19 protein-coding genes are annotated in these 26725 nt (G+C 66.4%); 16 read left to right on the top strand and 3 right to left on the bottom strand.

Annotated features, from left to right (window positions below; genetic code table 11):
* Positions 1-603: 603 nt before the first annotated feature.
* From FHY18_RS20840 to FHY18_RS20805, 8 genes are all read left to right on the top strand, one after another.
* The gene (locus FHY18_RS20840; RefSeq protein ID WP_259159656.1) at positions 604-3717 is read left to right on the top strand and encodes a maltotransferase domain-containing protein; all 3114 of its coding nucleotides are present in this window, start codon (positions 604-606) and stop codon (positions 3715-3717) included.
* Positions 3714-7064, top strand: a complete 3351-nt coding sequence (treS, locus tag FHY18_RS20835) for a maltose alpha-D-glucosyltransferase (protein ID WP_259159655.1) — start codon at positions 3714-3716, stop codon at positions 7062-7064. Before FHY18_RS20840 ends, treS begins: the two co-directional genes overlap by 4 nt.
* 11 nt (positions 7065-7075) lie before the next feature.
* Entirely contained in the window at positions 7076-9259 is a 2184-nt protein-coding gene (gene glgB, locus FHY18_RS20830; protein WP_259159654.1) for a 1,4-alpha-glucan branching protein GlgB, read from the top strand.
* A 389-nt stretch (positions 9260-9648) separates the two neighbouring features.
* Positions 9649-9948, top strand: a complete 300-nt coding sequence (locus FHY18_RS20825) for a hypothetical protein (protein WP_259159653.1) — start codon at positions 9649-9651, stop codon at positions 9946-9948.
* Positions 9938-10210, top strand: coding sequence for a hypothetical protein (locus tag FHY18_RS20820; protein ID WP_259159652.1), 273 nt, complete (start codon positions 9938-9940; stop codon positions 10208-10210). Before FHY18_RS20825 ends, FHY18_RS20820 begins: the two co-directional genes overlap by 11 nt.
* Positions 10207-11760, top strand: a complete 1554-nt coding sequence (locus tag FHY18_RS20815; RefSeq protein ID WP_259159650.1) for a PepSY-associated TM helix domain-containing protein — start codon at positions 10207-10209, stop codon at positions 11758-11760. The genes FHY18_RS20820 and FHY18_RS20815 overlap by 4 nt, the downstream gene beginning before the upstream one ends.
* Before the next feature lie 167 nt (positions 11761-11927).
* The gene (locus tag FHY18_RS20810; RefSeq protein ID WP_259159648.1) at positions 11928-12395 is read left to right on the top strand and encodes a metallophosphoesterase family protein; all 468 of its coding nucleotides are present in this window, start codon (positions 11928-11930) and stop codon (positions 12393-12395) included.
* Between the two features lie 229 nt (positions 12396-12624).
* Entirely contained in the window at positions 12625-13167 is a 543-nt protein-coding gene (locus tag FHY18_RS20805; RefSeq protein ID WP_259159646.1) for a hypothetical protein, read from the top strand.
* 498 nt (positions 13168-13665) lie between these two features.
* Here FHY18_RS20805 and FHY18_RS20800 read toward each other — a convergent pair whose 3' ends face one another.
* The 3 genes from FHY18_RS20800 to FHY18_RS20790 all read right to left on the bottom strand — a co-directional run bounded on the left by FHY18_RS20800 (position 13666) and on the right by FHY18_RS20790 (position 17500).
* Positions 13666-14646 (bottom strand): rhamnogalacturonan acetylesterase, encoded by a 981-nt coding sequence (locus FHY18_RS20800; RefSeq protein ID WP_259159643.1) that lies wholly within the window; start codon positions 14644-14646, stop codon positions 13666-13668.
* Between the two features lie 185 nt (positions 14647-14831).
* Entirely contained in the window at positions 14832-16451 is a 1620-nt protein-coding gene (locus tag FHY18_RS20795; RefSeq protein WP_259159639.1) for a carboxylesterase/lipase family protein, read from the bottom strand.
* Positions 16448-17500, bottom strand: coding sequence for an alpha/beta hydrolase (locus FHY18_RS20790; RefSeq protein ID WP_259159637.1), 1053 nt, complete (start codon positions 17498-17500; stop codon positions 16448-16450). The genes FHY18_RS20795 and FHY18_RS20790 overlap by 4 nt, the downstream gene beginning before the upstream one ends.
* A 138-nt stretch (positions 17501-17638) precedes the next feature.
* On the opposite strand from FHY18_RS20790, the gene FHY18_RS20785 reads away from it, so the two are divergent.
* The 8 genes from FHY18_RS20785 (at position 17639) to kduD (ending at position 26710) form a co-directional block, all read left to right on the top strand.
* Positions 17639-18460 carry a 2-keto-4-pentenoate hydratase gene (locus tag FHY18_RS20785; protein WP_259159636.1) on the top strand — a complete coding sequence of 274 codons (822 nt, stop codon included), beginning with the start codon at positions 17639-17641 and terminating at the stop codon, positions 18458-18460.
* Between the two features lie 37 nt (positions 18461-18497).
* Positions 18498-19496, top strand: a complete 999-nt coding sequence (locus FHY18_RS20780; protein WP_259159635.1) for a TRAP transporter substrate-binding protein — start codon at positions 18498-18500, stop codon at positions 19494-19496.
* A 10-nt stretch (positions 19497-19506) separates the two neighbouring features.
* Positions 19507-20028 carry a TRAP transporter small permease gene (locus FHY18_RS20775; protein WP_259159632.1) on the top strand — a complete coding sequence of 174 codons (522 nt, stop codon included), beginning with the start codon at positions 19507-19509 and terminating at the stop codon, positions 20026-20028.
* Positions 20028-21311, top strand: coding sequence for a TRAP transporter large permease (locus FHY18_RS20770; protein WP_046965389.1), 1284 nt, complete (start codon positions 20028-20030; stop codon positions 21309-21311). Before FHY18_RS20775 ends, FHY18_RS20770 begins: the two co-directional genes overlap by 1 nt.
* A 216-nt stretch (positions 21312-21527) precedes the next feature.
* The gene (locus FHY18_RS20765; RefSeq protein WP_259159630.1) at positions 21528-23111 is read left to right on the top strand and encodes a family 43 glycosylhydrolase; all 1584 of its coding nucleotides are present in this window, start codon (positions 21528-21530) and stop codon (positions 23109-23111) included.
* Between the two features lie 141 nt (positions 23112-23252).
* Positions 23253-24311: a LacI family DNA-binding transcriptional regulator gene (locus FHY18_RS20760; RefSeq protein WP_064507993.1), complete on the top strand. Its 1059-nt coding sequence runs from the start codon at positions 23253-23255 to the stop codon at positions 24309-24311.
* A 606-nt stretch (positions 24312-24917) separates the two neighbouring features.
* Positions 24918-25772 (top strand): 5-dehydro-4-deoxy-D-glucuronate isomerase, encoded by an 855-nt coding sequence (kduI, locus tag FHY18_RS20755; RefSeq protein WP_259159626.1) that lies wholly within the window; start codon positions 24918-24920, stop codon positions 25770-25772.
* A 182-nt stretch (positions 25773-25954) separates the two neighbouring features.
* Positions 25955-26710, top strand: coding sequence for a 2-dehydro-3-deoxy-D-gluconate 5-dehydrogenase KduD (kduD, locus tag FHY18_RS20750; protein ID WP_259159622.1), 756 nt, complete (start codon positions 25955-25957; stop codon positions 26708-26710).
* Positions 26711-26725 lie beyond the last annotated feature (15 nt).

Below are 26725 nucleotides of genomic sequence, written 5' to 3'. Positions count from 1 at the left end.
GGTCATTCGACGCCCGGATTGAATCGCTTGAAATTCTGGCTGCGATGCCTGGAATGTTTGTTGATCTGCGCTACGTTCGACGAGATCGGGCCGGATCACGTCGGCCGTGATGGCGCCCCCACCGCTTTGAATATCTGGCCAGGGTCTGCGGCAAGGCCAGGACGACACTCGCAAGGCATCGACGTGGTTCAAACGCTGTGTTGATGGTGTCGTGCACATGACACAACAGGTATGTCCCAAGACATGTCTTGCGCCACGTTCTGTGACTTACCCGACCTCAGCCACTGCTCGCTCTTGCGCCCGCCTTGCTTCACCGCTGCGCTTGTTTGATTTTCGTCAACTCCACCGACACACGGTATTCGCAACGAAGGTGCTTGACTGCATGGGTCAAGAATCGTTGCGGAGTTGCGCATGAGTGCAGTCACAGGTAGCAGGGTCGGTCGGGCGTCGATCCGGCAGGGGTCGAGGCGGCTCGGCGTGATCCAGGCGGATATTGGATCGGCGCTACATCGGTACGGCGCTGCAACGCGGCGGCACGGCGCGTGCGGCATGGCTTCCATCGTCACGGTGCGTTCGCGCGCCGCTGTCTGCTGAGGGGGCGCCATGCGGATCTGTGTTCTCAACGATGCGTCTTCGTCTGTCGGGCTGGAGCAGCGCTGTGGTGCGGCCCGCGAGGCGGGCTGCGATTACGTAGTGATGGCGGCGCCGCTCGCGCGCGATGCCCAGGGGCGCTTGATCGAGCCGGCGGCCGGTGCCGACGCGCAAGACGGCCGTCTGCGCGAGACGGCGCAGGCGGCGCATCGTGCGGGTGTGACGTTGCTGATCGATGTGCGCCTGGATGAAATCGGCGGCGCCAGCGCGGTGGTGCGCGATAACCCGCAGTGGTTTCGTGCGCGCAGCACGGCAGTACCTGACCCGCGCCAGCCGCGTGCCACCCCGGAGGTCGCCGAGGCGCGCTTTGCCTACGCGCAGGAAGGTGCGGCATTGGTGGAATGGTGGAGCGCGCGCCTGCTGGAGTGGGTGGGGCAGGGCGTGGGCGGCTTTCGGTTGCTGCAGCCGCATCAGGTGCCGGCACAGCGCTGGCGCGAGCTGATCGCACGTGTGCATGCGCAGGCGCCGGAGGTGGTGTTTGCAGCGTGGACCCCGGGCCTGGGCCTGGACGCCTTGCAGCAGTTGTCCGGTGCCGGTTTCGATGCGGCGTTTTCGTCGCTGGCGTGGTGGGACGGGCGCGGCAGCTGGTTCTTCGATGAAGACACGGCGCTGCGTGCGTTGGCGTCGCAGGTCGTTGCGGTGCTCGATGCGGCCGATGGCAAGCGTGGGGCTTCGCCCGAGCAGCACTGGCAGCTGGCGCGTGCCCTGGGTGGGGCGTGGTTGCTCGACGAGGCGCATCTGGAGACCTTGCCGCCGCCGATCAGCGTGTCCGACGGCCTGCCGACCAGCCACGCCGGCCTGCGGCTGCGTCCGCTGCTGCGCGAATCCACCGGCCTGACCGCCGTTGCGGTGGAGCCACTGGGCGGTCTGCCCTCCTTGCTATTGATCAATGGCGACACCCGGCATGTGGTGCCGGTTCCGGCATCGGACCTGTTGCGACTGCTGGGCGATGCCGAGGCGCTGCTGGCCGAGGATGGCCGCACCTTGTCCGGCGCAACGCTCGACGCACTGGAACCCGGCGAAGTGCGGGTCTATCGCAGCGTGCCGGCACGGCATGTGCTGGCGGTGCCGCGGATGCGCCCGCGCGCGCAGACCGCGGCCACCTGGCCACGGGTGTGCATCGAGTCGGTGACGCCGTCGGTCGACAACGGTCGCTTCCCGGTCAAGCGCACCGTGGGCGACCGCATCTGCGTGGAAGCCGATGCCTTCTGCGACGGGCACGACCGTATCGCGGTCGCGGTGCTGTGGCGGCCGGCCGATGCAAAGACCTGGTCCATTGCGCCAATGCGCGCGCTGGGCAACGATCGCTGGCGCGCGGAGTTTCCGCTCGAGCGCATCGGCACCTACGAATTCCGTGTAGAAGGCTGGCGCGATGTATTCGCCACCCTGCATGCGGATCTGGAAAAGAAGCGTGCGGCCAACACGGTGCTGCCGGTAGACGTGCAGGAGGCGGTGGCCGTGGTGCAGGCCGCGCACGCACGCAGCAGCGGTGCGTTGGCCGATCGCCTGCAGGCCATCCTCACCCGCATCGGTGCGCAGCGCGAGCCGCTGCAACAGTTGGCCATCGTGCTGGAGCCGGATACCGCGCAAGCGATGGCCCTGGCCGACGACAAGCCGTTCCGCTCCGAGACACCGGTGACCTACCGGGTGGAATCCGAGCGGCGCGCGGCGCATTTTGCCAGCTGGTACGAACTGTTTCCGCGCTCGCAAAGCGGTGACCCGCAGCGGCACGGCAGCTTCGACGATGTGATCGGGCGGCTGGCGCATATCCGCGCGATGAACTTCGATGTGCTTTACATGCCACCGATTCACCCGATCGGGTTGAACAACCGCAAGGGCCGCAACAACTCGGTCACTGCGGTCGATGGCGAGCCGGGCAGCCCGTATGCGATCGGCGCCACCGATGGCGGCCACACCGAGGTGCATGCCGAGCTCGGTGGGCTGGACGGGTTTCGTCGCCTGATCCAGGCCGCGCGTGCGCATGGCCTGGAAGTGGCGTTGGACTTCGCCATCCAATGCGCGCCGGATCATCCGTGGTTGAAGGACCACAAGGACTGGTTCACCTGGCGTGCGGATGGCTCCATCCCGTATGCGGAAAATCCGCCGAAAAAATACCAGGACATCGTCAACGTCGATTTCTACGCCAGCGGTGCGGTACCGGACCTGTGGAACACGCTGCGCGATGCGGTGCTGTTCTGGGTCAATGAAGGCATCACCCTGTTCCGCGTGGACAACCCGCATACCAAGCCGTTCCCGTTCTGGGAGTGGCTGATTGCCGACGTCCGCGGGCGCCGGCCGGACGTGGTGTTCCTGTCAGAGGCCTTCACCCGGCCGAAGATGATGTACCGGCTGGCCAAGTGCGGCTTCTCGCAGTCCTATACCTACTTCACCTGGCGCAACCACAAGCACGAGCTGCAGGAGTATGTGGAAGAGTTGAACCAGGGCGTGCCACGCGAATGCTTCCGCCCGCACTTCTTCGTCAATACGCCGGACATCAATCCACTGTTCCTGCAGACCAGCGGGCGCAACGGCCACCTGATCCGCACCGCGCTGGCAACCACGTTGTCGGGGCTGTGGGGCATGTACCAGGGCTTCGAGCTATGCGAGGCCACGCCGCTGGCGCCGGGCAAGGAAGAGTACCTGGATTCGGAGAAGTTCCAGCTGCGTGCCTGGCCCGAGCGCGCGCCCGGCGACATCGTGGACGAGATCACCCGCTTCAACCAGCTGCGGCGCATGCACCCGGAATTGCAGTCGCATCTGGGCACGCGTTTCTATCAGGCGCACAACGATCAGGTGCTGTACTTCGGCAAGTTCCTGGACGCCGGTTACCTGTCGCGCAGCCGCAGCATGGTGCTGGTGGCGATCAACCTGGACCCGCAGGCGGGCCAGGACGCGGATATCGAAATCCCGTTGTGGGAGCTGGGCCTGCCCGATCACGCCACCGTTGCCGTGGAAGATCTGTGGGACGGGCACCGCTTCGAGTGGCAAGGCAAATACCAGCACATCCGTGTAGAGGCAACGCGACCGTTCGCGTTATGGCGCATCCGCGCAGGAGAGGTCGCATGAATGCAGTTCCCGCTTTACAAGCCGACGCAGAACAGTCGGCGGTGGTCGCCGACCAGCTCTGGTACAAGGACGCGATCATCTACCAGGTGCACGTCAAGTCGTTCTTCGACTCCAACGACGATGGCATCGGCGATTTTCCGGGCCTGATCTCCAAGCTGGACTACATCGCCGAGCTGGGCGTGGACACCATCTGGTTGCTGCCGTTCTACCCCAGCCCGCGCCGCGACGACGGCTACGACATCGCCGAATACATGGCGGTGCATCCGGACTACGGCAGCATCGAAGATTTCGAGCAGCTGGTGGCGCAGGCGCATGCGCGCGGCATCCGCATCGTCACCGAGCTGGTGATCAACCACACCTCCGATCAGCACCCGTGGTTCCAGCGCGCACGCAATGCACCGGCCGGCTCGCCCGAGCGCGACTTCTACGTATGGTCCGATACCGACCAGGAATACGAAGGCACGCGGATCATCTTTTGCGATACCGAAAAGTCCAACTGGACCTGGGATCCGGTGGCCGGGCAGTACTTCTGGCATCGCTTCTACTCGCATCAGCCGGACCTCAACTTCGACAACCCCGCGGTGCTGGAAGCGGTGCTGGAGGTGATGCGCTTCTGGCTGGATCGCGGCGTGGATGGCTTGCGCCTGGACGCGGTGCCGTACCTGATCGAGCGTTCGGGCACTTCCAACGAAAACCTCCCCGAGACCCACGCCATCCTGCGCAAGATCCGCGCCACCCTGGATGCCGAATACCCGGACCGCATGCTGCTGGCCGAAGCCAACATGTGGCCGGAAGATACGCAGCAATACTTCGGCCAGAACGCCGACGAATGCCATATGGCGTTCCACTTCCCGCTGATGCCGCGCATGTATATGGCGATCGCGCGCGAAGACCGCTTCCCGATCACCGACATCATGCGCCAGACCCCGGAGATTCCGGAGAGCTGCCAGTGGGCAATCTTCCTGCGCAACCACGATGAGCTGACGCTGGAAATGGTCACCGATTCGGAGCGCGATTATCTGTGGCAGACCTATGCCTCCGATCGCCGCGCGCGCATCAACCTCGGCATCCGTCGCCGTCTGGCGCCGCTGCTGGAGCGCGACCGTCGCCGCATCGAATTGATGACCTCCCTGTTGCTGACCATGCCCGGCACGCCGGTGCTGTATTACGGTGACGAGATCGGCATGGGTGACAACATCCATCTGGGCGACCGCGATGGCGTGCGCACGCCGATGCAGTGGTCGATCGATCGCAACGGCGGTTTCTCGCGCGCCGACCCGGCGCAGCTGGTGTTGCCGCCGGTGATGGACCCGCTGTACGGCTTCCAGGCCGTCAATGTGGAAGCGCAGATCCGCGACCAGCATTCGCTGCTGACCTGGACCCGCCGCGTGCTCAGCGTGCGCAAGCGCTACCGGGCCTTCGGTCGCGGCACGCTGCGCTTTTTGTACCCGGGCAATCGCCGCATGCTGGCGTACCTGCGCTGTCATCAGGACGAAACCGTGCTGTGCGTGGCCAACCTGTCGCACACGTTGCAGGCGGTGGAGCTGGATCTGTCCGAGTTCGAAGGCCGCGTACCGGTGGACATCATCGGCGGCGGCAGCTTCCCGCCGATCGGCCGGCTGACCTACCTGCTCACAGTGCCGCCGTTCGGTTTCTACGCGTTCCAGCTGGTCAGCGAAGGCACCTTGCCGGACTGGCACGTGCCCAGCCCGGTTCCATTGCCGGATTACCGCACGCTGGTATTGCGCAGCGACACCGACGAAAGCAATGCATTGCTGCCGCATCTGCCCACCCTGGAAGGCGAAATCCTGCCGGCGTGGCTGTCGGCGCGGCGCTGGTTCTCGGCCAAGGATCAGGCGCTGCGCAGCGTGCGCATTTCGCGCCGCACTCCCCTGCCGGGCGATGAGCCGATGAGCCTGCTGGAGCTGGACGTGGAGCTGGAAGACGGCCACCACGCCTCGTACATGCTGCCGATCGGCATCGTGTGGGAGCGCGACCAGCCCAGCACCCTGGCCGAGCAGCTGGCCCTGGCGCGCGTGCGGCAAGGGCGCGAGGTGGGCTATCTCACCGACGCGTTTGCGCTCAAGCCGATGGTGCGTGGGGTGATCGATGCCTTGCGGACCGATGCGACGCTGGACTTCTGCGATGGCGACGATCCCTCGCAGCAAGGCCAGGTGCGATTCGAAGCCACGCCCGCGCTGGCCAGGCTGGAGATCCCGGCCGATCCGGACATTCGCTGGTTGTCGGCCGAACAGAGCAACAGCTCGCTGGTGGTCGCCGACAAGGCGGTGTTCAAGCTGCTGCGGCATGTGGCGATCGGTGCGAACCCGGAAATCGAAATCGGCCGCCGCCTGACCGAGCTGGGCTACGCCAATGCGGCGCCGCTGCTGGGCAGCGTCAGCCGCGTCGACGGACAGGGCACTGTGACTACGATTGCATTGCTGCAGGGCTTCATCCGCAATCAGGGCGATGCCTGGCGTTGGACGCTGGACCATCTGGCGCGCAGTTTCGACGAATACGCCACCGCGCAAACCGACGAGTCGCGCGCCGAAGCCATTGCCGGCTACGACGCGTTTGCGGCGGTGGTCGGCAAGCGCCTGGCGGAGTTGCACGAAGCGCTGTCGCGGCAGACAGACGATGCGGACTTTGCACCGCAGCGGATCGATCTGCCCACTGCCAACGACGTGGTGGCCGGTGTGGCGCGGCAGGTCGAAGAGATGTGGGAGATGGTCAACGCGCGCTTGTCCGGCAGCGAAGAACCGGGCGAGCGTGAGGCACTGGAAGCGGTGCTCGCCGAACGCCCGCAGCTGGATGCCCTGCTCGCCCAGGCGCCGAGCGTGCTGGCCGGTTCCTTGCTGACCCGCGTGCATGGCGATTTCCACCTGGGTCAGATCCTGGTGGCCTTCGACGATGTGGTGCTGATCGATTTCGAGGGCGAGCCGGCCAAGCCGCTGTCCGAACGGCGCGCCAAGGCCAGCCCGCTGCGCGATGTGGCCGGCTTCCTGCGCTCGCTCGATTACGCCAGCGAAGTCTCGGCACGCGGCGAGGAAGGTACCGCCGCACGCGCGGGCGTCGGGGTGGACACGCATCTGGATGAATTTCTGGTGCAGTTCCGCCGCCGCTCCACACAGGCCTTCCTGGACGCTTACCATGCCGTGCTCGACGCCAGCGCCCATCCGTGGATTGCGCCGGCGGCGTTCAACGCGGCCACCTTGCTGTTCCTGGTGGAGAAGGCCTGTTACGAAGTGCGCTATGAAGCGGCCAATCGCCCGGGCTGGTTGATGGTGCCGATCGAAGGCTTGCGACGCATCCTGCAACGCGCACGCGCCGGTGCAGGAGACACATGATGAGTGGAGTGATGACAGCAGTGACCAATCGATGGGATCCCGGCGTGGTACGCGCCCTGGCCGAAGCACGCCATGGCGACGCCTTCGCTGTACTGGGCGCCCACCCGACCGACGCAGGGCGGGTGTTGCGCACCTACCTGCCGGGCGCCGAGCGGGTGAGCGCCGTCCTGGATGACGGGCAGACGATCGCCCTGGAGGCTGGCCCGGAAGCCGGCTTGTTTGCCGGCGAATTGCCGGCGCAGGGTGCGTATCGGCTGCGTATCGGCTGGCCCGGCGGCGAGCAGGACACCGCCGACCCGTATGCGTTCGGGCCGCAACTCAGCGACTTCGACCTGCACCTGATCAGCGAAGGCCACCACCTGCAGCTGGCCGATGCACTGGGCGCGAACGTGGTGGAGGTGGACGGCGTGCGCGGTACGCGCTTTGCGGTGTGGGCACCCAATGCCTCGCGCGTGGCGGTGGTGGGCGATTTCAACAGTTGGGACGCACGCCGCCATCCGATGCGGCTGCGGCACCAGTCCGGCGTGTGGGAGCTGTTCGTGCCCGACGTCGGCCCTGGTGCGCACTACAAGTACCAGTTGCGCGGCCCGCATGGCCATGAGCTGCCGGCCAAGGCGGACCCGGTCGCGCGTCGTGCCGAGCTGGCGCCGGGCACCGCCTCGATCGTGGCCGATCCCACCCCGCATCAGTGGAGCGATGACGGCTGGATGGCCACGCGCGCGCGCCGCCAGGCGCACGACGCACCGATGAGCATCTACGAGATCCATGCCGGTTCCTGGTTGCGCGAGGAAGGCGTGGACCTGGACTGGGATGGCCTGGCCGACCGCCTGATCCCATACGTGGCGGACATGGGCTTCACCCACGTCGAGCTGATGCCGGTGACCGAGCATCCGTTCGGCGGCTCGTGGGGCTACCAGCCGCTGGGCCTGTTCGCGCCGACCGCGCGCTTCGGCTCGCCGGATGGCTTCGCCCGCTTCGTCGATCGCTGCCACCGCGAAGGCATCGGCGTGATCGTCGACTGGGTGCCGGCGCACTTTCCCACCGACGCGCATGGCCTGGCGCACTTCGACGGCACCGCGCTGTACGAACATGCCGACCCGCGCGAGGGCTTCCATCGCGACTGGAATACGCTGATCTACAACCACGGGCGGCGCGAGGTGTCCGGGTTCCTGATCGCCAGTGCGCTGGAGTTCCTGCAACGCTTCCATGTCGATGGCCTGCGCGTGGATGCGGTGGCGTCGATGCTGTACCGCGACTACAGCCGCAATGCCGGCGAGTGGGTGCCCAATATCCATGGCGGGCGCGAGAACTACGAGACCATCGCCTTCCTGCGCCGGCTCAACGAGGTGGTGCGCGAGCACACCCCGGGTGCGGTGATGATTGCCGAGGAATCCACCGCGTTCCCCGGCGTCACTGCCGATGTGGCGCACGGCGGCCTGGGCTTCCACTACAAGTGGAACATGGGCTGGATGCACGACACCCTGCATTATGCCGCACTGGATCCGATCTACCGCCGTTACCACCACGGCGAGCTGACCTTCAGCATGGTCTACGCGTATTCGGAGCGCTTCGTGCTGCCGATCTCGCACGACGAAGTGGTGCACGGCAAGGGCTCGTTACTGGGGCGGATGCCGGGCGACGACTGGCAGCGCTTCGCCAACCTGCGCGCCTACCTGGGTTTCATGTTCACCCACCCGGGGCGCAAGTTGCTGTTCATGGGCTGCGAGTTCGGCCAGCCCACCGAATGGAATCACGACGGCGGCATCCCCTGGCAGTTGCTCGACGACCCGCGCCATCGCGGTGTGCAGACCCTGGTGCGTGACTTGAACAGGCTGTATGTCGAATACCCCGCGCTGCACGCGCAGGATGACGATCCGGCCGGGTTTGCGTGGGTGGTGGGCGATGATGCGGCCAACAGCGTGGTGGCGTTCCTGCGCAAGGGCAAACGCGGCGATGCCCCGGTACTGGTGGTGATCAACTTCACCCCGGTGGTGCAGCACGGCTACCGCATTGGCGCGCCGCAGGGCGGCCAGTGGCGCGAAGTGTTCAACAGCGATGCCGGCATCTACGGTGGTGCCAATCTTGGCAACGGCGGTGTGGTGACCGCCGAGCATCAATCCATGCATGGGCATGCGCAATCGTTGCCGCTGCTGCTGCCGCCGCTGGGCGTCATCGTGCTCACACCGCACGGCTGATGCACCGCACACAGCGCCGGACCGCTGGTCCGGCGCTGTGGCACCTGCTAGATTGCGCGCCTTGGAACGGCCAACACCTTGCTGCGTGCGCCACTGGGCGGCACAGCGAGGTTGTCATCCGCGAATCAGGTGGCCCGGGGAGGGCTGCCGGGCACAGCCGCCGCCATGCCTTCCGTCGACCGCTTGTACGGGAGTGTGTGCGTGGGCGTCTTGATTGCTGTTGTTGCTTCGCTGGTTGAGTCTTCTATCCATGCCGTGCGCATCGCTGGGTGCGCGCATGCACTTGTGTGGCCTGCACGTTCACCGTGTGTCGGCGCGCAAGGTGTCGGCACGCGGCCTGTGCAGCTTGGTGCGGTGGTGCCGTTTTCCGCTTCGACACAGGCGCAGGCATGAGCGGCCTGTTGACACTGTGCTATCTGCTCACCGCTGCGACGTCGGCGCTCGGGTTCTACATGGCAACAAGGCATCAGCGCCTGTGGCCGCAGCGCCGGCTGTCCGTGCGCGCACTACGCATCGGCGCCAGCGCATTGCTGCTGCTGTCGCTGGGCTGCGCCACGCAAGCGTTGGGCACCTGGGCCGGCATCTTCGCCGCGGCGACGGCGCTGATGCTGGCGGCGGTGGCGCTGCCGTCTCTGGATGCCTGGCAGCAGGCGCGTGCGCAACGCAGGCAGGTGCGCCATGGGGGCTAGGTGGCTGGCTGCAGTGGTGCTGGGCCTGCCGCTTGCGGTGGGCGTGGTCGGCCTGTGCGCCTTGTTGCTGCCGGGGCCGCAGCAAAGCTACACGCTGGCATGGCTGCTGCTGATGTTTCCGGTATGGATCGGTGCGATGGCCTTGCCGTTCGTGTTCCGTAGCGCATCGCGTGCCTGGGTTGTACTCGGCGGGCTGACGCTGCTGTGCTACCTCGCGCTTGCAGGCATCAAGGCAGTGGGCTGGACGGAGCCGGGCGCATGAAAGCATCGACCTTGCGCGCGTTTCTGTCGGTCCACAGCTGGATGGGTCTGTTGGCCGGCATGGCCTTGTTCATCGCCTTCTATGCCGGCGCGATCACCGTGTTCACCCATGAGCTCAGCGCCTGGCAGGCTGCGCCGGCGGTTGCGGACAAGGCGCCTGCCGAGCCGGTTGCCGCTGCGCAGACCTTGCTGGACACGGTCATCGCCACACACCCGCAGGTGGCCGAATCGTTCCTGCTGCTGTTGCCCGGCGAGCACGGGCCGATACCGCGCTTGTACTGGTATGGCGCGCAGGCCGATGCCAGCGGTGGCATGCGTCAGTACCAGGCCGCGCCGGACGGCGGCCTGCTGGAGCTGCCGCAGCGTGTGGGCTTTGCCGATTTTCTCTACGACCTGCACTTCACCGCCGGCCTGCCACGCGTTTTCGGCACCTATCTGTTCGGTGTGGTGAGCGTGCTGTACGGGCTGGCGCTGGTCAGCGGCGTGGTGCTGTATGCGCCGGTGTTCTTCAAGGACCTGTTCGCACTGCGCATCGGCGCCAACCTCAAGCGCCTGTGGCAGGACGCGCACAATCTGGTGGGCATGCTGTCGCTGCCGTTCCATGTGATCTTTGCCTGGTCCGGCGCGGTGCTGTGCCTGGGCGTATTGCTGCTGGCGCCATTTCAGTTCCTGGTGTTCGACGGCAAGCTGATGCAGATCCTGGAGCCGGATTTCGAGCTCGCACCGCATGTGGCGCCGGCCAGACGCGCAGCACCGCTGCTGCCGATCGCAACCCTGCTCGACGCTTCGCGCGCGGCCAGCCCGGGCTTCGTGCCGGAGTCTCTGGCCTTCCACGATGCCGGCGACGCCAATGCGCGGGTGGAGGTCTATGGCCATCACGACCAACGCCGGCTCAACACGCTGGGCGGTGTGGCGCTGGACGCCACCACGGGCCAGGTGCTGCGCGTGCTGGCACCGGCCACCATGTCGCCCGGCACCGCTGCGTTACGCGGCTTGCAGGCGTTGCACTTCGGCAACTTCGGGCATGCGCCGGTACGCTGGCTGTACTTCCTGCTCGGCCTGGGCGGTGCCTTCCTGTTCTACAGCGGCAACCTGCTGTGGATCGAAACCCGGCGCAAGCGCCGCCAACCCGTGCAGCCACGCCGCACCCATGCGATGGCGCGGCTCACGGTCGGTGTCTGTCTGGGCAGCGTGGCCGGCATCTCGGTGTTGTTCATCGCGGCGCGTTTGTTGCCGGCCGGACAGGAGGGTTACGTCTATTACGCGGTCTTTGCGGCCGTATTGGTGTGGGCGCTGATCCGCCCCACCGCACGTGGTGCGCACGAGGTCCTGCTGGTCTGCGCAGGTCTGACGGCGCTGATTCCGCTGGCCAGCTGTGTTTCCGCGCGCGGCCTGGTACTGCCATGGCAGGACGCCACGGTACTCGGCGTGGACCTGATTGCGCTGGTGTTGGCATGGACATACTGGCAATTGGCGCGTGCAAGCAAACGGCGCGGACTGCAGGGCGATCCCAACAGCGTCTGGGCCTGGAAAGCGCGTGCACCGCACTGAGGCTATGCCCTGAGTCGACTGATACCCGGCACGCCACGGTGCGGGCGGCAGCTGCCATGGCGGGGTTGGGCTGCTGGAGGTGCTGCCGCCTCGACTCCGTAGCACGTTGACGCGAGGGCATCACCCGGCAGTGCATCCTCATCGCCCGCCACCCTCACCCATAACCGATGACGGCTTCAGCCTTACGCATTGGCCTGATCTCCGACACGCACGGCGTGCTGCGGCCCGAGGCGGTGGCTGCATTGCAGGGCTGCGCGACGATCATCCATGCCGGCGATGTGGGCAAGCCGGAGATCCTCACCGCCCTGCAGGCACTGGCACCGCTGCATGTGATCGCCGGCAATATCGACAACAAGCCCTGGGCAGCGCAGCTTCCGGAAACGCTGGACCTGTTGATCGCAGGCGTGCGGATCCATGTGCTGCACGATCTCAAAACGCTGGCAGCGGATGTTGCTGCAGATGTGATCATCAGCGGGCATTCGCACAAGCCATCGATACGGACGCACGACGGTGTGCTGTACATCAATCCCGGTAGCGCCGGTCCCCGTCGCTTCAGCTTGCCGATCAGCATTGGCACGCTGTGGCTGGGCGATGGCCCGCCGCGTGCGGCATTGCAGGTGTTCCAATCGCATTGATTCCATGGGCGACTGCAATAGAGTGGCGATTGGAGAGCCCTGGCAGCACGCGCACGTTCCGCCGGCCTGCCGCTGTGCTATCCGAAGATGCTGTGCTCGCGCAGGCGCAAGCAACGGTCTGCGACCCCAGCGCAACCTTGCCAGCTAATTCGACGCCGCTGGAAATCCCGGTCGCTAGCGTGGCGGGCGCTGCCATGCGATGGTAATGCCATCGACTCTCGGGTGATCGATGCGCAGTCTGATCAAGCTATTGAAACGTCTTGTGCTGGTATGCGGGATCGTCGCAGCAGCGGGTGTGCAGCTGTGGATGGTCTTGGGACTACAGCAACGCCTTGATGCCATCGTCAGCATGCACGAACAGTTGCAGCGCAGTGGACTTGGGCAGGTCACGTCCTTGCGCGGGATACCGCAGGTCTGCGGGAAAAACGATTACTTTTTCGGAGACATGTACTACTTGTACGCTGTCGATGTGGCGAATATTCCGGACGCGTTCTGGCAAGGTCGCGCGGCGCGCGGGATTTGGCACCGAGGTCCTGACACGTATGATGAATTTGATGTATTTAAATTCGAAATGCCGCCAGATGACCTCCAGGGGTGTCCTGTCGCACCTGGAATAAATTCGTCGCGCTTTTTCTTCGCCTTGGTGCCGAACCCAGCGGATGATCTTGGTCCGAACACTCCAGCTTCTTTAAAGGCAATCAACGTCATGGCCTATGACACCGAGACGTCAAGGCTTTACTGGGTATACCAGCGTTTCTCCGGTTTTCCGTAGCACGCCAGGTTTGGAATCCATTCTCTAGTCGGTGAGGGTTGATGGCGGAGATGGATTTATCTAAGGAAGAATCATCGGTTTCCCGCGCAAGAAGCCCTGGCAGACGCCGCGATCAGGAGCCTGTCTTCGATCTGCTGACAAACCATACTGTGCTTGATGGAGATTGTCTCAGTTGTCGGTTGAAAGCTCACGGGGGCGTTGCTCAGATCCTTCCGGGAGCGTGTTATGAATGTTGAAAGAGCGTTGCTGTATTTCCCAGCATGGGGATCCTGAAGATACCGACATAAGGTTTCAGGCAGTCGCTCGTAGTCGCGTAGCAATCGTCTGAAACGACTGACCCATCCCAAGCGGTGCTCGACAAACCCACAAGCGCGGCCCAAGACAACGCCTTCCTTGCTTGGGTTCTTGCAGCTTGGTCACATGCAACTCGAGGCCATCGTCCTTTGCCGCCCGCGCCCGCGCCGGCTTCTGGCCGGTCTGGCCCTTGCCGGCTTGGCTCTAGGGAATCAGCAACGGCCGCAGCGCAGGTAGCCGCTGCGCCAGTTCGTCGGCCATGATCGCAGCAAACAGGTCCGCTCCGTCCGGGCCGAGATGCGTGTAGTCGAATGCGAGTTTGGCCTGGCCCATCGGCTCGGCGCTGGCGTTGTCCTGCGCGGTGGCAGCGGCGTTGGTGGTGGGCGCGTTCTTCGACGGCGAGGTGGATGCGGGAGATGGCGCAACCGTCTGCGCCGGCGTCTTGCCGATGGTGGTGCCCGCTTGCGCGGCAAGCACCTGCGCAGGATCGGCCGGGCGCTGCGCCAGGCGCATTGCCAGCACCGGGCCCATGCCCTGCACCAGTGCGCGGCTGCGCGCGTGCAGATCGATCAGCGGCACCTGCAGTTCGCGCGCCACCGCACGCGTGGCCTCCGCCCAGGGGCCCAGGTCGTCCAGCAACTGGCCGCGTTCGAACTGCCGGCGCGTCAACGGCGTCACCAGCACCGGCACGGCGCCGGCAGCACGCGCCTCGGCAACATAGCGGCGCAGGTTGGCGGGAAACTCGGTCGCCAGGTCGGTCGAACGCCCCGGCTTGCCGGGCTGGTCGTTGTGGCCGAACTGGATCAGCACCACCACCTGCTGGTAACCACCGCTGCGCAACTCCTTGAGCGCAATCTCCCACGAGCCTTCGGCGCGATAGTTGGAGGTGCTGCGGCCCCCGCGCGCCAGGTTCACGCAACTCAGGAACGAGGTCACATGCTGGGCGCAGAAACTCGGCCCCCAACCACCCTGCACGGCGGTGGTGGAGTCGCCCACCAGCACGATCTTGCTGGCGGCAAACGCGGCTGCCGCGGCTGGTGCCTTGTTTCTTGAGGTATCGGTGGTGGATGCCGCAGACGCGCGCGGCGTGTCGACCAGCGCGGCAGCGGCGGCATCAGCGAACGGAAGGCATGCCACTGCCAGCGCAGTCAGCAGCAGCGATGAAACAACGCAGTCACAACGCATGGATCACCTCAAGATCGAATCAACACTGCTGCAAGATCGAATAAACGCAGCCGCGCAGCGCAGCCAGGGCGCGGCCGGTGCCTGGACCGGCATGTATCACCGACTCCCTGCGTTTCAACGCACAACCTCCCCATGCGAGTGGCGACCATCCGGCACGTCCATTGGTTTTCGCAGAACAGACGTGGTCAGAACGTCCCGCGCTGGATGAAGGGGGCTTGTTGGTAGAGCCGTCGTTCGCCGCCGCGCGGGTCGTTGGCCAGCCGGCTCGGCACATCGAACAACAGCGTCTCGCGACGTTCCAGCGAATACGGCTTCCAGCGCGGCAGGCCGCGCTGATTGGGGTCGCCGTGGCGCGCAAACGCGAGCAAGGCGGCGCTCATCTGCTCGGCCATCTGCTGCGCCGCGGGGCCATCGCCGGTGCGTGAGCCGGGCTGGGCAATGGTGTCGAACACCAGCGGAATATCCAGGGTGTGGAAGGCGCCGAACTTGCCGGCATCCAGTGGCGATCCCCAATCCAGCTGGTACACCCACGTCGGTGCGCCCTGGCGTGCGCGCGCTTGGGCCTCTTCGACCGCGCCGCGCCACGAGCGGCCGGCGGTGGTGGCGGCGAAGAACACCTCCGACGGCGAATAGTGCGGATACAGGCGGCGGTATTCGGCAATCACCACCTGCGGCAACAGATCCACGTATTGCTGCGCTTCCAGCTTGGGGGGCAAGGTGTCCCAGGTCAGCGCGAAGTTGGCCGCATCATTGCCGAGAAACGCGCGCGTCTCGTCGCGGGTGTTGCCGATCACCATCGGAATCGTCGCCGACTGCAGCGGTGCGTCAGGCCAGAACGGATGCACCGGCACATTGCGCGCATCCAGCACCGGGCCGAAGTACAGCGCGCTGTTTTCCACCCGCGACGGGTCGCGCACCTGCGCGGCAGCCAACAGTTGCGCCACCGGCACGCTGCGCAGGCGCGCCAGATCGGCCGGCGCAAGTTTCAGCGCGTCCAGCAGCAGCTGCGCGCGCTGGGTGGCCGCGCGCGGCCCTGCCACGGTGACCTGTTGCCCGCTCATGGTCCAGGCGCGGTGGAACAGGCCGCGCGCGGCGGGCATGGCCATCAGCGTGGCGATCTTGGCGCCGCCGCCGGACTGGCCGAACACGGTGACATTGCCGGCATCGCCACCGAATTCGCCCGCATGCTGGCGCACCCACTGCAAGGCCTGGATCAGGTCCAGCTGCCCGGCATTGCCGGAGTCGGCGAAGCTGGCGTCGCCCAGTTGCGCCAGCGACAGGTAACCGAACAGGTTGAGCCGGTGATTGACGGTGATCACCACCACATCGCCGCGCTTGCACAGGCGCACGCCATCGTAGAGCGGGTCGCTACCGGAGCCGGTGGTGTAGCCGCCACCGTGGATATAGAACAGGATCGGGCGCTTGCCGCCATCACGCAGGGCGGGCGTCCACACGTTGAGGAACAGGCAGTCCTCGCTGGTGGGTTCGCTGGCCTTGGGCTGCGGTGCAGCGGCGCCGAAAGCGCTGGCATCGCGCACGCCCTGCCAGGGCGTTTCCGGCACCGGCGCCTGAAAGCGCCGCGCTGCGGTGTCGCCGCCATAGGGAATGCCCTTGAACACGCAGATGCCCTGCTCGCGATAGCCGCGCAATGCACCGCTACGCACCTGGGCCAGCGGAGCGCTGTCGTCGCGCGGCGGTGGCGGCACGGCACCGGCGAAACCCGGTAACGCGGCGGCGGCACTGGCGAGCAATCCACTGCGCAACAGCGTGCGTCGGCGCACGTCGGGCGTGGATGGCGCGGTCATCGCGCTGCGTCCTGCGCGGCAGCCGGTGCCTTGCCGAGGTGCGCAATCCATGCCTGTGCCAGCTGCGGCCACGCCGCCACGGTCAACCCGCTGGTGGCCGCTGTGCCGAAACCGTGCCCGCCCTGCGGAAAGACATGCAGTTCGCTAGGGACGCCGGCGCGCAGCAGCGCGTCGTGCATCAGCAGGCTGTTACGTACCGACACCACGGTGTCGTCCTGCGCATGCAGCAAGAACGTCGGCGGCGTGCGCGCATCCACGTGCCGTTGCGGCGAATACGCGCCGACCTGTGCAGCGCTGGGCGCCTTGCCGAGCAGGCGCTCGCGCGAACCCAGATGCGCATTGGCGCTGTCCATGTCGATCACCGGGTAGATCAGCAGCGCGAAGTCCGGCCGTGCGCTCAATGCATCGGCGGCGTCCTGCGCCGGGTACACCTGCGCGGCATAACGCGTGGCCAGGCTGGCGGCAACGTGGCCGCCAGCCGAAAAGCCCATCACCCCGACCCGCTGCGGATCGATGCTGTAGCGGCCCGCATTGGCGCGGATCAGCCGCAGCGCGCGCTGCGCATCGGCCAGCGGCACGTCGGCGCCGTTCGGGTGGCCCTCGCCGGGCAGCCGATAGCGCAGCACGAACAAGGTGATGCCGGCCTGGTCGACGAAGCTTGGCAGCAGGGCGCTGCCTTCGTTGTCCAGCACGATGCGTTGGTAGCCGCCGCCGGGCGTGACCAGCAGCGCGGTGCCGTTGGGCCGCTTGGGGCGGTAGACCACCAGGTAGGGCTGGCTGATGTTCTGGATGTAGCGGTCGGGCAGGGCGTCATCGCTGTTGCGGTCCACGATGCGCTGCGGCTGCGGCAATGGGGTGTCCCCCGGTGCCATCGCCTGCGGCCACAGCGTGATCCGGCTGGCCTGCTCGGCAGCGGTGTCGGCGCTGGCGCGCTCTGCCGACCAGGCCGGCCCACTGGCCATTGCCAGGACGGCCAGGGTCGTGGCCAGGCAGCGGCGCAGGGCCCGCACCGCCTGGTTTCCAAGGTGTTTCTGGCGTGTCTGCTGCATCTACCCCTCCCAGGGCCACTTCGGTATCGCGGTCACAATGTCGCACTGCACATTGCCAATGACACCGGTTTACCATATACAGCACACCGTGCCGCTGTCGATTGGCAGTGCAACAAAACACCTATCAGGGAGACACCCTTGAGCAACGACGCCGCCACCCCGCCAACGTCCACATCCACGCTGTCCGACATCGCCCAGCGCTTTGTGGAGGCACGCCGTGCAGGGGCCTCGCTTCCCGACTTTCCCGGGCAAATTCCCGTCGATCTGGTCACTGCCTACCAGGTGCAGGACATCGCCATCAGCCAGTGGCACGACCACGTGGTTGGCTGGAAGGTGGGGTATATCGCCGCCGAGCGCCGCGATGCCTCCGGCGACGAGCGTCTGCTCGGCCCGATCTTCTCTCAGAAGCTCTGGAATGCTACCGGTGGAACAACCGAGTTTCCGATCTATGTCGGCGGCTTCGGCGCAGTGGAGGCGGAGTATGTGCTTCGGCTGGAGGCCGATGCGCCGGGCGACAAGATCGACTACACGCCAGATGAGGCCGCTGCGTTGCCGGCCACGCTGTTCATCGGCGTGGAGATCGCCAGCAGCCCGCTGGCGACCATCAACAAGCTGGGCCCGCGTGTGGTGATTTCCGATTTCGGCAACAACAACGGGCTGATCCTGGGGCCGGAAGTGACCGATTGGCTGGGCCGCGACGAAGCCGCGCTGAGCGCCGAAACCCTGATCGACGACCAGGTGGTGGGTACCGGCGGCGCCACCACCCTGCCAGGCGGGTTGCGCGCGGCCTACGCATTCGCGCTCAGCCGTTCGGCCCGGCGCGGGCGCCCGCTCAAGCGCGGTGATCTCATTGCCACGGGCAATGCCACCGGTATCCATGACATTGAAGTGGGACAGCGTGCCCTGATTCGCTTCGCCGGCATCGGCGACATTTCCTGTACGGCTGTGTCCGCCAAGTAACGGTGGACCCGGTGACCAGACGCTTGGGAGGGCGCCAATGATCACACGCAGACATTTCCTCGGTGCCGGGCTCGGCGCCGCCGCGGCCGGCCCCTGGCTGGGTGCCGGCGCCACCACGCCGATCCCCGGCGGGCAGCTGCTGACCGCCACCGACGTGCACGTCGGCGACTACCCCACGGTGGAAGCGGTGCGCTGGTTCGGCAAGCAGCTCGAAGCGCGTACCAATGGCCGGCTCAAGCTGCGCCAGTACCACTCCGGCCAGCTGGGTCGCGAGTCGGAGGCGATCGACATGGCGCGCTTTGGCGCCATCGACATCACCCGCGTGTATTCGGGTGCGTTGAACAACACCTTCCCGCTCACCCAGGCGCTGTGCCTGCCGTACGTGTTCGACTCGGTGCCGCATCTGCGCCGCGTCATCGACGGCCATGTCGGCGACAGCATCCTGCGCAGCTTCGAACAGCGCGATCTGGTGGGCCTGGCGATCTATGACTCCGGCGCGCGCTGCTTCTACAACACCAAGCATCCGCTGCACCGCCCGGAAGATCTCAAGGGCCTGAAACTGCGCGTGGCCTCCTCGGACATCTTCCTCAAGCTGATGCGCATGCTGGGCGCCAACCCCACTCCGATGTCGCTGGGCGAAACGTTTTCGGCGATGGAAACGCACATGATCGACGGTGCGGAAAACAATATGCGCAGCTTCCAGTCCAGCCGGCATTTCGAGGCGGCGCATTACTGGTCGCAGAGCGAGCACTCCTACGCGCCGGACATCCTGGTGATCTCGCGCAAGAGCTTCGAATCGCTGAGCCCGGCCGATCGCGGCCTGGTGGTGGAACTGGCGCGTGCGTCGGTGCCGGTGATGCGCCAGTTGTGGGATGCGTCTGAAACGGTCGCGCGCAAGCAGGTGATCGATTACGGCGTGAAGCTCAACCAGGTCGACATGCCGGCGTTCCGCGCCGCCGCCGCACCGCTGCTGGCCGAGTACCGCAAGCAGCCGGAGATCGAAGCGCTGTACCGCCGCATCCGCGATTTCGCATAGAGGTATCCCGATGACCGAACCCGAGACCGTCGCCGTCCCGGTCGCGCCGTTGCAGCGCGCGCTGGACCGCGTTTCCGATATCGCCATTGGCGTGGCGTCGCTGGCGCTGCTGGGCCTGGTGGTCGTGCAGGGCTGGCAGGTGTTCACCCGCTACGTGCTCAACGACTCGCCCAGCTGGACCGAGCCGGTGACGCTGTTGCTGCTGAGCACCGCGCTGAGCCTGGGCGCCGCCGCCGGTGTGCACACCAACCGCCACTTCGGCTTCTACCTGCTGGGCGAACACGTGCCGCCGCTGGTGCGCAAGATATTCGAGGTGATTCGCCCGCTGATGATCATCGCCATCGGCGTGGTGCTGGCATGGTGGAGCGCCGCGCTGCTGATCGATGGCCTGGACATCAAGATGGCCGGCGCGCAGATGCCGCAGAGCATCAACTACCTGCCGCTGTCCATCGGCGGTGCGCTGATGGTGGTGTTTGCCTTGTACAAGTTGTGGCGTGTGCTGCGCCCGATCCACACCGGAGGAGTGCGCTGATGGGCATCGCCATGTTGTTGGGAACCTTCGTGGTGCTGCTGCTGATCGGCGTGCCGGTGGCCTACGCCTTGGGCGCGGCCGCACTGGCCACGTTGCTGTATCTGGACCTGCCCACGGTGGTGCTGGTGCAGCAGATTTCCGCCGGCAGCGGCTCGGCGTCGTTGATCGCCATTCCGCTGTTTATCTTCGCCGGCGAGCTGATGTTGCGTGGTGGCATTTCCGAGCGCCTGATCGCGCTGGCCTCCTCGTTGGTGGGGCGCGTGCGTGGTGGCCTGGGCCAGGTCAGCGTGCTGTCGTCGCTGTTCTTCGGCGGCGTGTCCGGTTCGGCGATCGCCGATGTGTCGGCGGTCGGCGGCACCATGATCCCGCAGATGATCAAGCGCGGCTACGACCGCGATTACGCGGTGAACGTGAGCATGACCGCCGCGCTGGTGGCGTTGCTGGTACCGCCCTCGCACAACCTGATCCTGTTCTCGGCCGCGGCCGGTGGCGGCCTGTCGATCGCCGATCTGTTTGCGGCCGGCATCGTGCCGGCGCTGCTGATGACCGCAGCGATGATGGTCACCGGTTATGCGGTGGCGCGCCATCGCGGCTACGGCACCGAGCCGTTCCCGGGCTGGCGCGCGGTGGCATTGCGCCTGTTCGGTGCACTACCGGGCCTGGGCCTGGTCGCGTTGATCTTCATCGGTATCCGCGCCGGCATCTTCACCGCGGTGGAGAGCGCGGCGATCGCGGTGGTGTACGCCTTGATCGTCACCGCGCTGCTGTATCGCCAGCTGCGTTGGGCCGAGTTCTTCGCCGCCGTGACGCATGCCGCGCGCACCACCGGCGTGATCCTGTTCGTGATCGCCACGGCTGCAGTGTTCGGCTGGTTGCTGGCCTATCTGCAGGTGCCAGCGGCGGCGGTGAAGTTCCTGCAGGCCATCGCCGACAGCAAGAACACCGTGTTGCTGATGATCGTGGTGATGCTGTTGCTGCTGGGCATGTTCATGGACCTGGCGCCGAAGATCCTGATCTGCACGCCGATCTTCCTGCCGGTGGTCAAGGCCTACGGCATCGACCCGATCCACTTCGGTCTGGTGATGGTGCTGGCCGGCGGCATCGGGCTGATCACTCCGCCGATCGGCTCGGTGTTGTTCATCGGCACCTCGATCGGGCAGATCACTATCGCCCAGAGCATGCGCACGATCTGGCCATTCTGGCTGGCGGCCTTGTGCGTGCTGTTGATCGTGGCGTTCTTCCCCGAACTGTCGCTGTGGTTGCCACGCGCATTGCGCGCGTAAGGCCATGACGCGCTGAGCGATCGGGTGCCTGGTGGATGGGCGGGATCGATGCGGCAGGTGATGCCGCATCGATGCCACACCTGCCGGGCGCGTGCGACGCCTTGCCAAGCGTGCAGGACGTTGCTGCTGGCGGGAGGTTTCCGCCTCATTCGGTCAACCGGTGGTACTGCCTGCCGGTGACCGCATCGCCCCATCCTTTGGGGACTAGGAGACAGCATGCGTGTACGTATCACTTCATCCCGGCTGCGTTGGCTGGTTGCTGCCGGATTGCTGCTGTGTGCCGGCCTGGGCGGCGCGGCCGACTGGAAGCGCGGCATCGAACATCAGCGCATTGCCGATCAGGGCAACGGCACCTTCCTCAACCCGGTGCTGGCCGGCGATCACCCCGATCCGTCGGTGCTCAAGGATGGCGAGGATTACTACCTCACGCTGTCCTCGTTCGACGCCTATCCGGGCCTGCCGATCTGGCATTCGCGCGATCTGGTCAACTGGCAGCCGCTGGGCCACGCCATCACCCAGAACGTCGGCGCGATCTGGGCGCCGGACCTGATCAAGCACGGCAAGCGCTATTACATCTACTTCCCGGCGCGCCGTGGCGACCAGGGCGAACGCAGCAACTTCGTGGTCTGGGCCGACAACATCAAGGGCCCTTGGAGCGCGCCGATCGACATTGGTCTTGGCAAGTACATCGACCCCGGCCATGCGGTGGGCGAGGACGGCAAGCGCTATCTGTTCCTGAGCGGTGGCGATTACGTGCAACTGTCCGACGACGGCTTGAAGGTGGTCGGCACCCCCAAGCACGTCTACGACGGCTGGAAGTACCCGGAAAGCTGGGACGTGGAAGGCTACGCGCAGGAAGGCCCCAAGATCACCCGCCACAACGGCTGGTACTACATGACCACCGCGGTCGGCGGCACCGCCGGCCCGCCGACCGGGCACATGGTGATCACCGCGCGTTCGCGCTCGATCCACGGCCCCTGGCAGAACGCGCCCAACAACCCGATCACCCGCACCAAGAGCGCCGACGAGCCGTGGTGGTCGCGCGGCCACGCCACCCTGGTGGAAGGCACCGACAAGCGCTGGTGGATGCTGTACCACGGCTACGAGCACGGCTACTGGACGCTGGGCCGGCAGGCCTTGCTGGACCCGATCGAATGGACTCCGGACGGCTGGTTCGTCGCCAAGGGCGGCGACCTGGGCACGCCGTTGAAAAAGCCCAGCGGGCAGGCCCTGTCGCACGGTCTGGCGCTGTCGGACGACTTCCGCGCCAGCACGCTGGGCCCGCAGTGGTCCTTCTTCAACCCGGCCGCCGACGAGGCCAGGCGCCTGCGGGTCGGCGATGGCGTGTTGCGGCTGCAGGGCAAGGGCACCGCCCCGCGCAACGCCTCGCCGCTGACGGTGATCGCCACCGATCAGGCCTACCAGTTCGAGGTGCAGATGACCGTCGCGCCGGGCGGGCAGGGCGGGGCACTGCTGTTCTACAGCGACAAGCTCTACGCCGGCGTGGGCAGCAATGGCGAGAACTTCGTCATGCACCGCTACGGCGAGGAACGCCCCGGCACGCTGGCTCCCAGTGCTACCGGTGGCACCCTGTGGCTGCGGGTCACCAACAACCGCCACATCGTCACCATCCACAGCAGCACCGACGGCACCACCTGGACCAAGTATCCGGTGCAGATGGAAGTGTCCGGCTACCACCACAACGTGGCCGGCAAGTTCCTGGCCCTGAAACCGGCGCTGTACGCCGCCGGGCAGGGCCAGGTGGAGTTCCGCAACTTCCGCTACCGCGCCCTGGACTGACCGGTCTGCACTGCCGGGCATGCCATGGCGCTCCCCGCTGCGGCAGGCCCGGCCTGGCAGGTCCGGTGCAGCGGCAGGCGTCGCTCAGGTCTGCCGGCCCCAGGGCCGGTAGAATCCAATCAACTTCACTGGTTGACCGCTATGCCCGCCCGCAAGATGCCTGAAGAGGGAATGCCCGGCCTGCCGAAGGGCAAGGTAGCCACGATCAACGACATCGCGCGGATGTCGGGCGTGTCCAAGAAGACCGTGTCGCGGATCATCAACAACTCGCCGCTGGTGCGCCAGGACACCCGCGAGAAGGTCGAGGCGCTGATGCGCGAGGTCGGCTACGCGCCCGACCCGCTCGCGCGCGGGCTGGCGTTCCGGCGCTCGTTCCTGATCGGCATGGTCTACGACAACCCCACCGCGCAGTACATCGTGGACATGCAGTACGGCGCGCTGGACGCGCTGCGCGGCTCCAGCTTCGAGCTGGTGGTGCACCCCTGCGACAGCCGCAGCCCCGGCTACATCGAAGGCGTGCGCCGGTTTGCGCAGGCGCAGAAGCTGCATGGGGTTATCCTGGTGCCGCGCGCCTCCGAAGATCAGGCACTGGCCGACATGCTGGCCGAGATCGGCTGCCGCTACACCCGCATCGCCTCGATCGCGCTGGACACCACCTCGCAGACGGTCATCACCCACGACCGCGACGGCGCAGCGGAAGCGGCCGATTACCTGCTCTCGCTCGGCCACCGCGACATCGCCCTGGTCACCGGCCCCAGCGCCTACCGCTCCTCGATCGAGCGCACCTCCGGCTTTGCCGATGCACTGACCCGGCGCGGCATCGAACTGCCGCCCGAACGCATCGTCGAAGCCGGCTACACCTTCGAGTCGGGCGTGGCCGCGGCCGAAAAGCTGCTGCTGGGCAAGAAGCGCCCCACCGCCATCTTCACCGGTAACGACGAAATGGCCGCCGGTATCTACAAGGTGGCGCTGCGCGCCGGCATCAGCATCCCGCGCCAGCTGTCGGTGATCGGCTACGACGACAGCTCGCTGGCCTCGCGGCTGTGGCCGCCGCTGACCTCGGTACGTCGCCACACCCGCGACACCGGCCGCACTGCCGCGGCGATGCTGATCCAGCCCGACAACGCCCCGCAACTCCCCACCGCCAGCGTGCGCCCGCACCTGATCGTGCGCGACTCCTGCCAACCGCCGGAAGATTGAGCGCCGCGCCGCGCCGGAAGATTGAGGGCCGCGCGCCGCGGCCTCACGCGGTGCCGGCCTTCCGCTCCACCTTGCAGGACAGTGCGCCCGTCGAGGTGAGAACAGCTGGCTCGATCGGCCAACGGCTTGCCCCCATCCGCCCTTCGGGCACCTTCCCCCGCAGGCGGGAGAAGGCAGTCCGTCATTCCGGCACCTTCCCCGCAGGCGGGAGAAGGCAGTCCGTCATTCCGGCACCTTCCCCGCAGGCGGGGGAAGGCAGTCGGCCGGTCGCTGCCGTGAAGCCCCTCTCCCGCCTGCGGGAGAGGGGTTGGGGTGAGGGCAAGGCGGCAGACAGCCATCTGAAACGGCAGCAGGCAGCCATCCGAGAAGCGCGGGATGAACCAAGCGCGCAAACGCACACCGACTGCCAGGCCGCGCTCTTCAACACGACGCGCGGCCTGGCACCCTCATCCGGCGCTGCGCGCCACCTTATCCCGCAGGGAGAAGGGACAAGTCGCCGCAAGGCCAGCTCCCCATCGTGCACTGCGCAATGACACCGGTTAACCAGTACCGGTAGAATGGCCTGGTACAAGCCAATCCCCCCGCGCTTGGCACCGGAGATCGCGCATGTCCCTGTACTGCAAGACCCACTACGCCACCCATCCCGACGCCATCAAGGGCGCCAGCAACGACGACCTGCGCGAGCTGTACCTGCTCGACGGCTTGTTCGTCGACGGTGCGGTGACGCTCAAATACACCCACTACGAGCGCTTCGTGCTCGGTGGTGCAGCGCCGCTCGGCACCGCATTGGAGCTGCCCAGGCAGACCGAGCCGGCCTCCGCCGCCGGCCACCCGTTTCTGGAGCGCCGCGAGCTGGGCGTCATCAACGTCGGCGCCGGCAGCGGCACCGTGACCGTGGATGGCACCGCCTACACGCTCGGCCCCAAGGACGGCCTGTACGTAGCGATGGGCAGCACCGATGTCAGCTTCGCCTCCGACGACGCCGCCAACCCGGCCAGGTTCTATCTGGCCTCGACGCCGGCGCATGCGCGTTTTGAGACCAAACAGCTGTCGATCAAGGATGCCGTGGCCCTGGACCGCGGCGCGCTGGAAACCAGCAACGAGCGCACCATCTACCAGTACATCGTGCCGGCCACCTGCCAGTCCTCGCAGCTGCTGCTGGGCCTGACCGTGCTCAAGCCGGGCAGCGTCTGGAACACCATGCCGCCGCATCTGCACGACCGCCGCAGCGAGGTGTATTTCTATTTCGACCTCGGCGCCAACGATCGTGTGTATCACTTCATGGGCGAGCCCGAGGCGCAGCGCCACATCGTGATCCAGAACAACGAAGCGGTGGTGTCGCCGCCGTGGTCCATCCACATGGGCGCCGGCACCAGCAACTACGCCTTCATCTGGGCGATGGGCGGCGAAAACCTCGATTACACCGACATGCACGTGCTGGACATCTGCCAGCTCAAGTAAGCCCGGTTCCCGCACTCCGTTCGCTTGGGTGACGCCTGCAATCCAGGCCGGCACCGGCACCGTCGGCGCGCTCCACCTTGGGCGTTGGCGGTGCAGCAGTTCAAACCACATCAACGCACTCTGCCGCGCCCCGCGCGGCTCACCCATCACAACGTGGCACACCCAGCAGGAGCGATAAGGTAATGAGCAATCCGTTCAGTCTCGAAGGCAAGGTCGCACTGGTCACCGGTGCCAACACCGGCTTGGGCCAGGGCATTGCGTTGGCATTGGCGCAGGCCGGCGCCGACATCGCCGCCGCCGGCATCCAGGCGCCCACCGAGACCGAAGAAAAGGTCAAGGCGCTGGGCCGTCGCTTCCTCGCCATCGAAGCCAACCTGATCAGCATCGAGCCGGTGCAGCGCATCGTCGACGAGACCATCGCCGGCCTGGGCGGACTGGACATCCTGGTCAACAACGCCGGCCTGATCCGTCGCACCGACGCGGTGGATTTCAGCGAGCAGGACTGGGACGACGTGCTCAACGTCAACCTCAAGTCGGCGTTCTTCATGGCGCAGGCCGCCGGCCGCCATTTCATCGCCCAGGGCCGCGGCAAGATCATCAACATCGCCTCGATGCTGTCGTTCCAGGGCGGCATCCGCGTGCCGTCCTACACCGCCAGCAAGTCGGGCATCGCCGGCATCACCCGCCTGCTGGCCAACGAATGGGCCAGCAAGGGCGTGACCACCAACGCCATCGCACCGGGCTATATGGCCACCGACAACACCGCGCAGCTGCGTGCGGATGCAGATCGCAACAAGTCCATCCTGGACCGCATCCCTGCCGCGCGCTGGGGCGTGCCGGCCGACCTCGGCGGCACTGCGGTGTTCCTGGCCAGCAGCGCCTCGGACTACGTCAACGGCGCCATCATCCCGGTCGACGGCGGCTGGCTGGCGCGCTGATCCAGATCGCACGGC

It is taken from the genome of Xanthomonas sp. 3793, from assembly GCF_024806835.1.
In the GTDB taxonomy this organism is placed as follows: domain Bacteria; phylum Pseudomonadota; class Gammaproteobacteria; order Xanthomonadales; family Xanthomonadaceae; genus Xanthomonas; species Xanthomonas arboricola_F.
The sequence above is the reverse complement of the archived record's forward strand: the minus strand, read 5'-3'. Positions and strand labels throughout refer to the sequence as shown.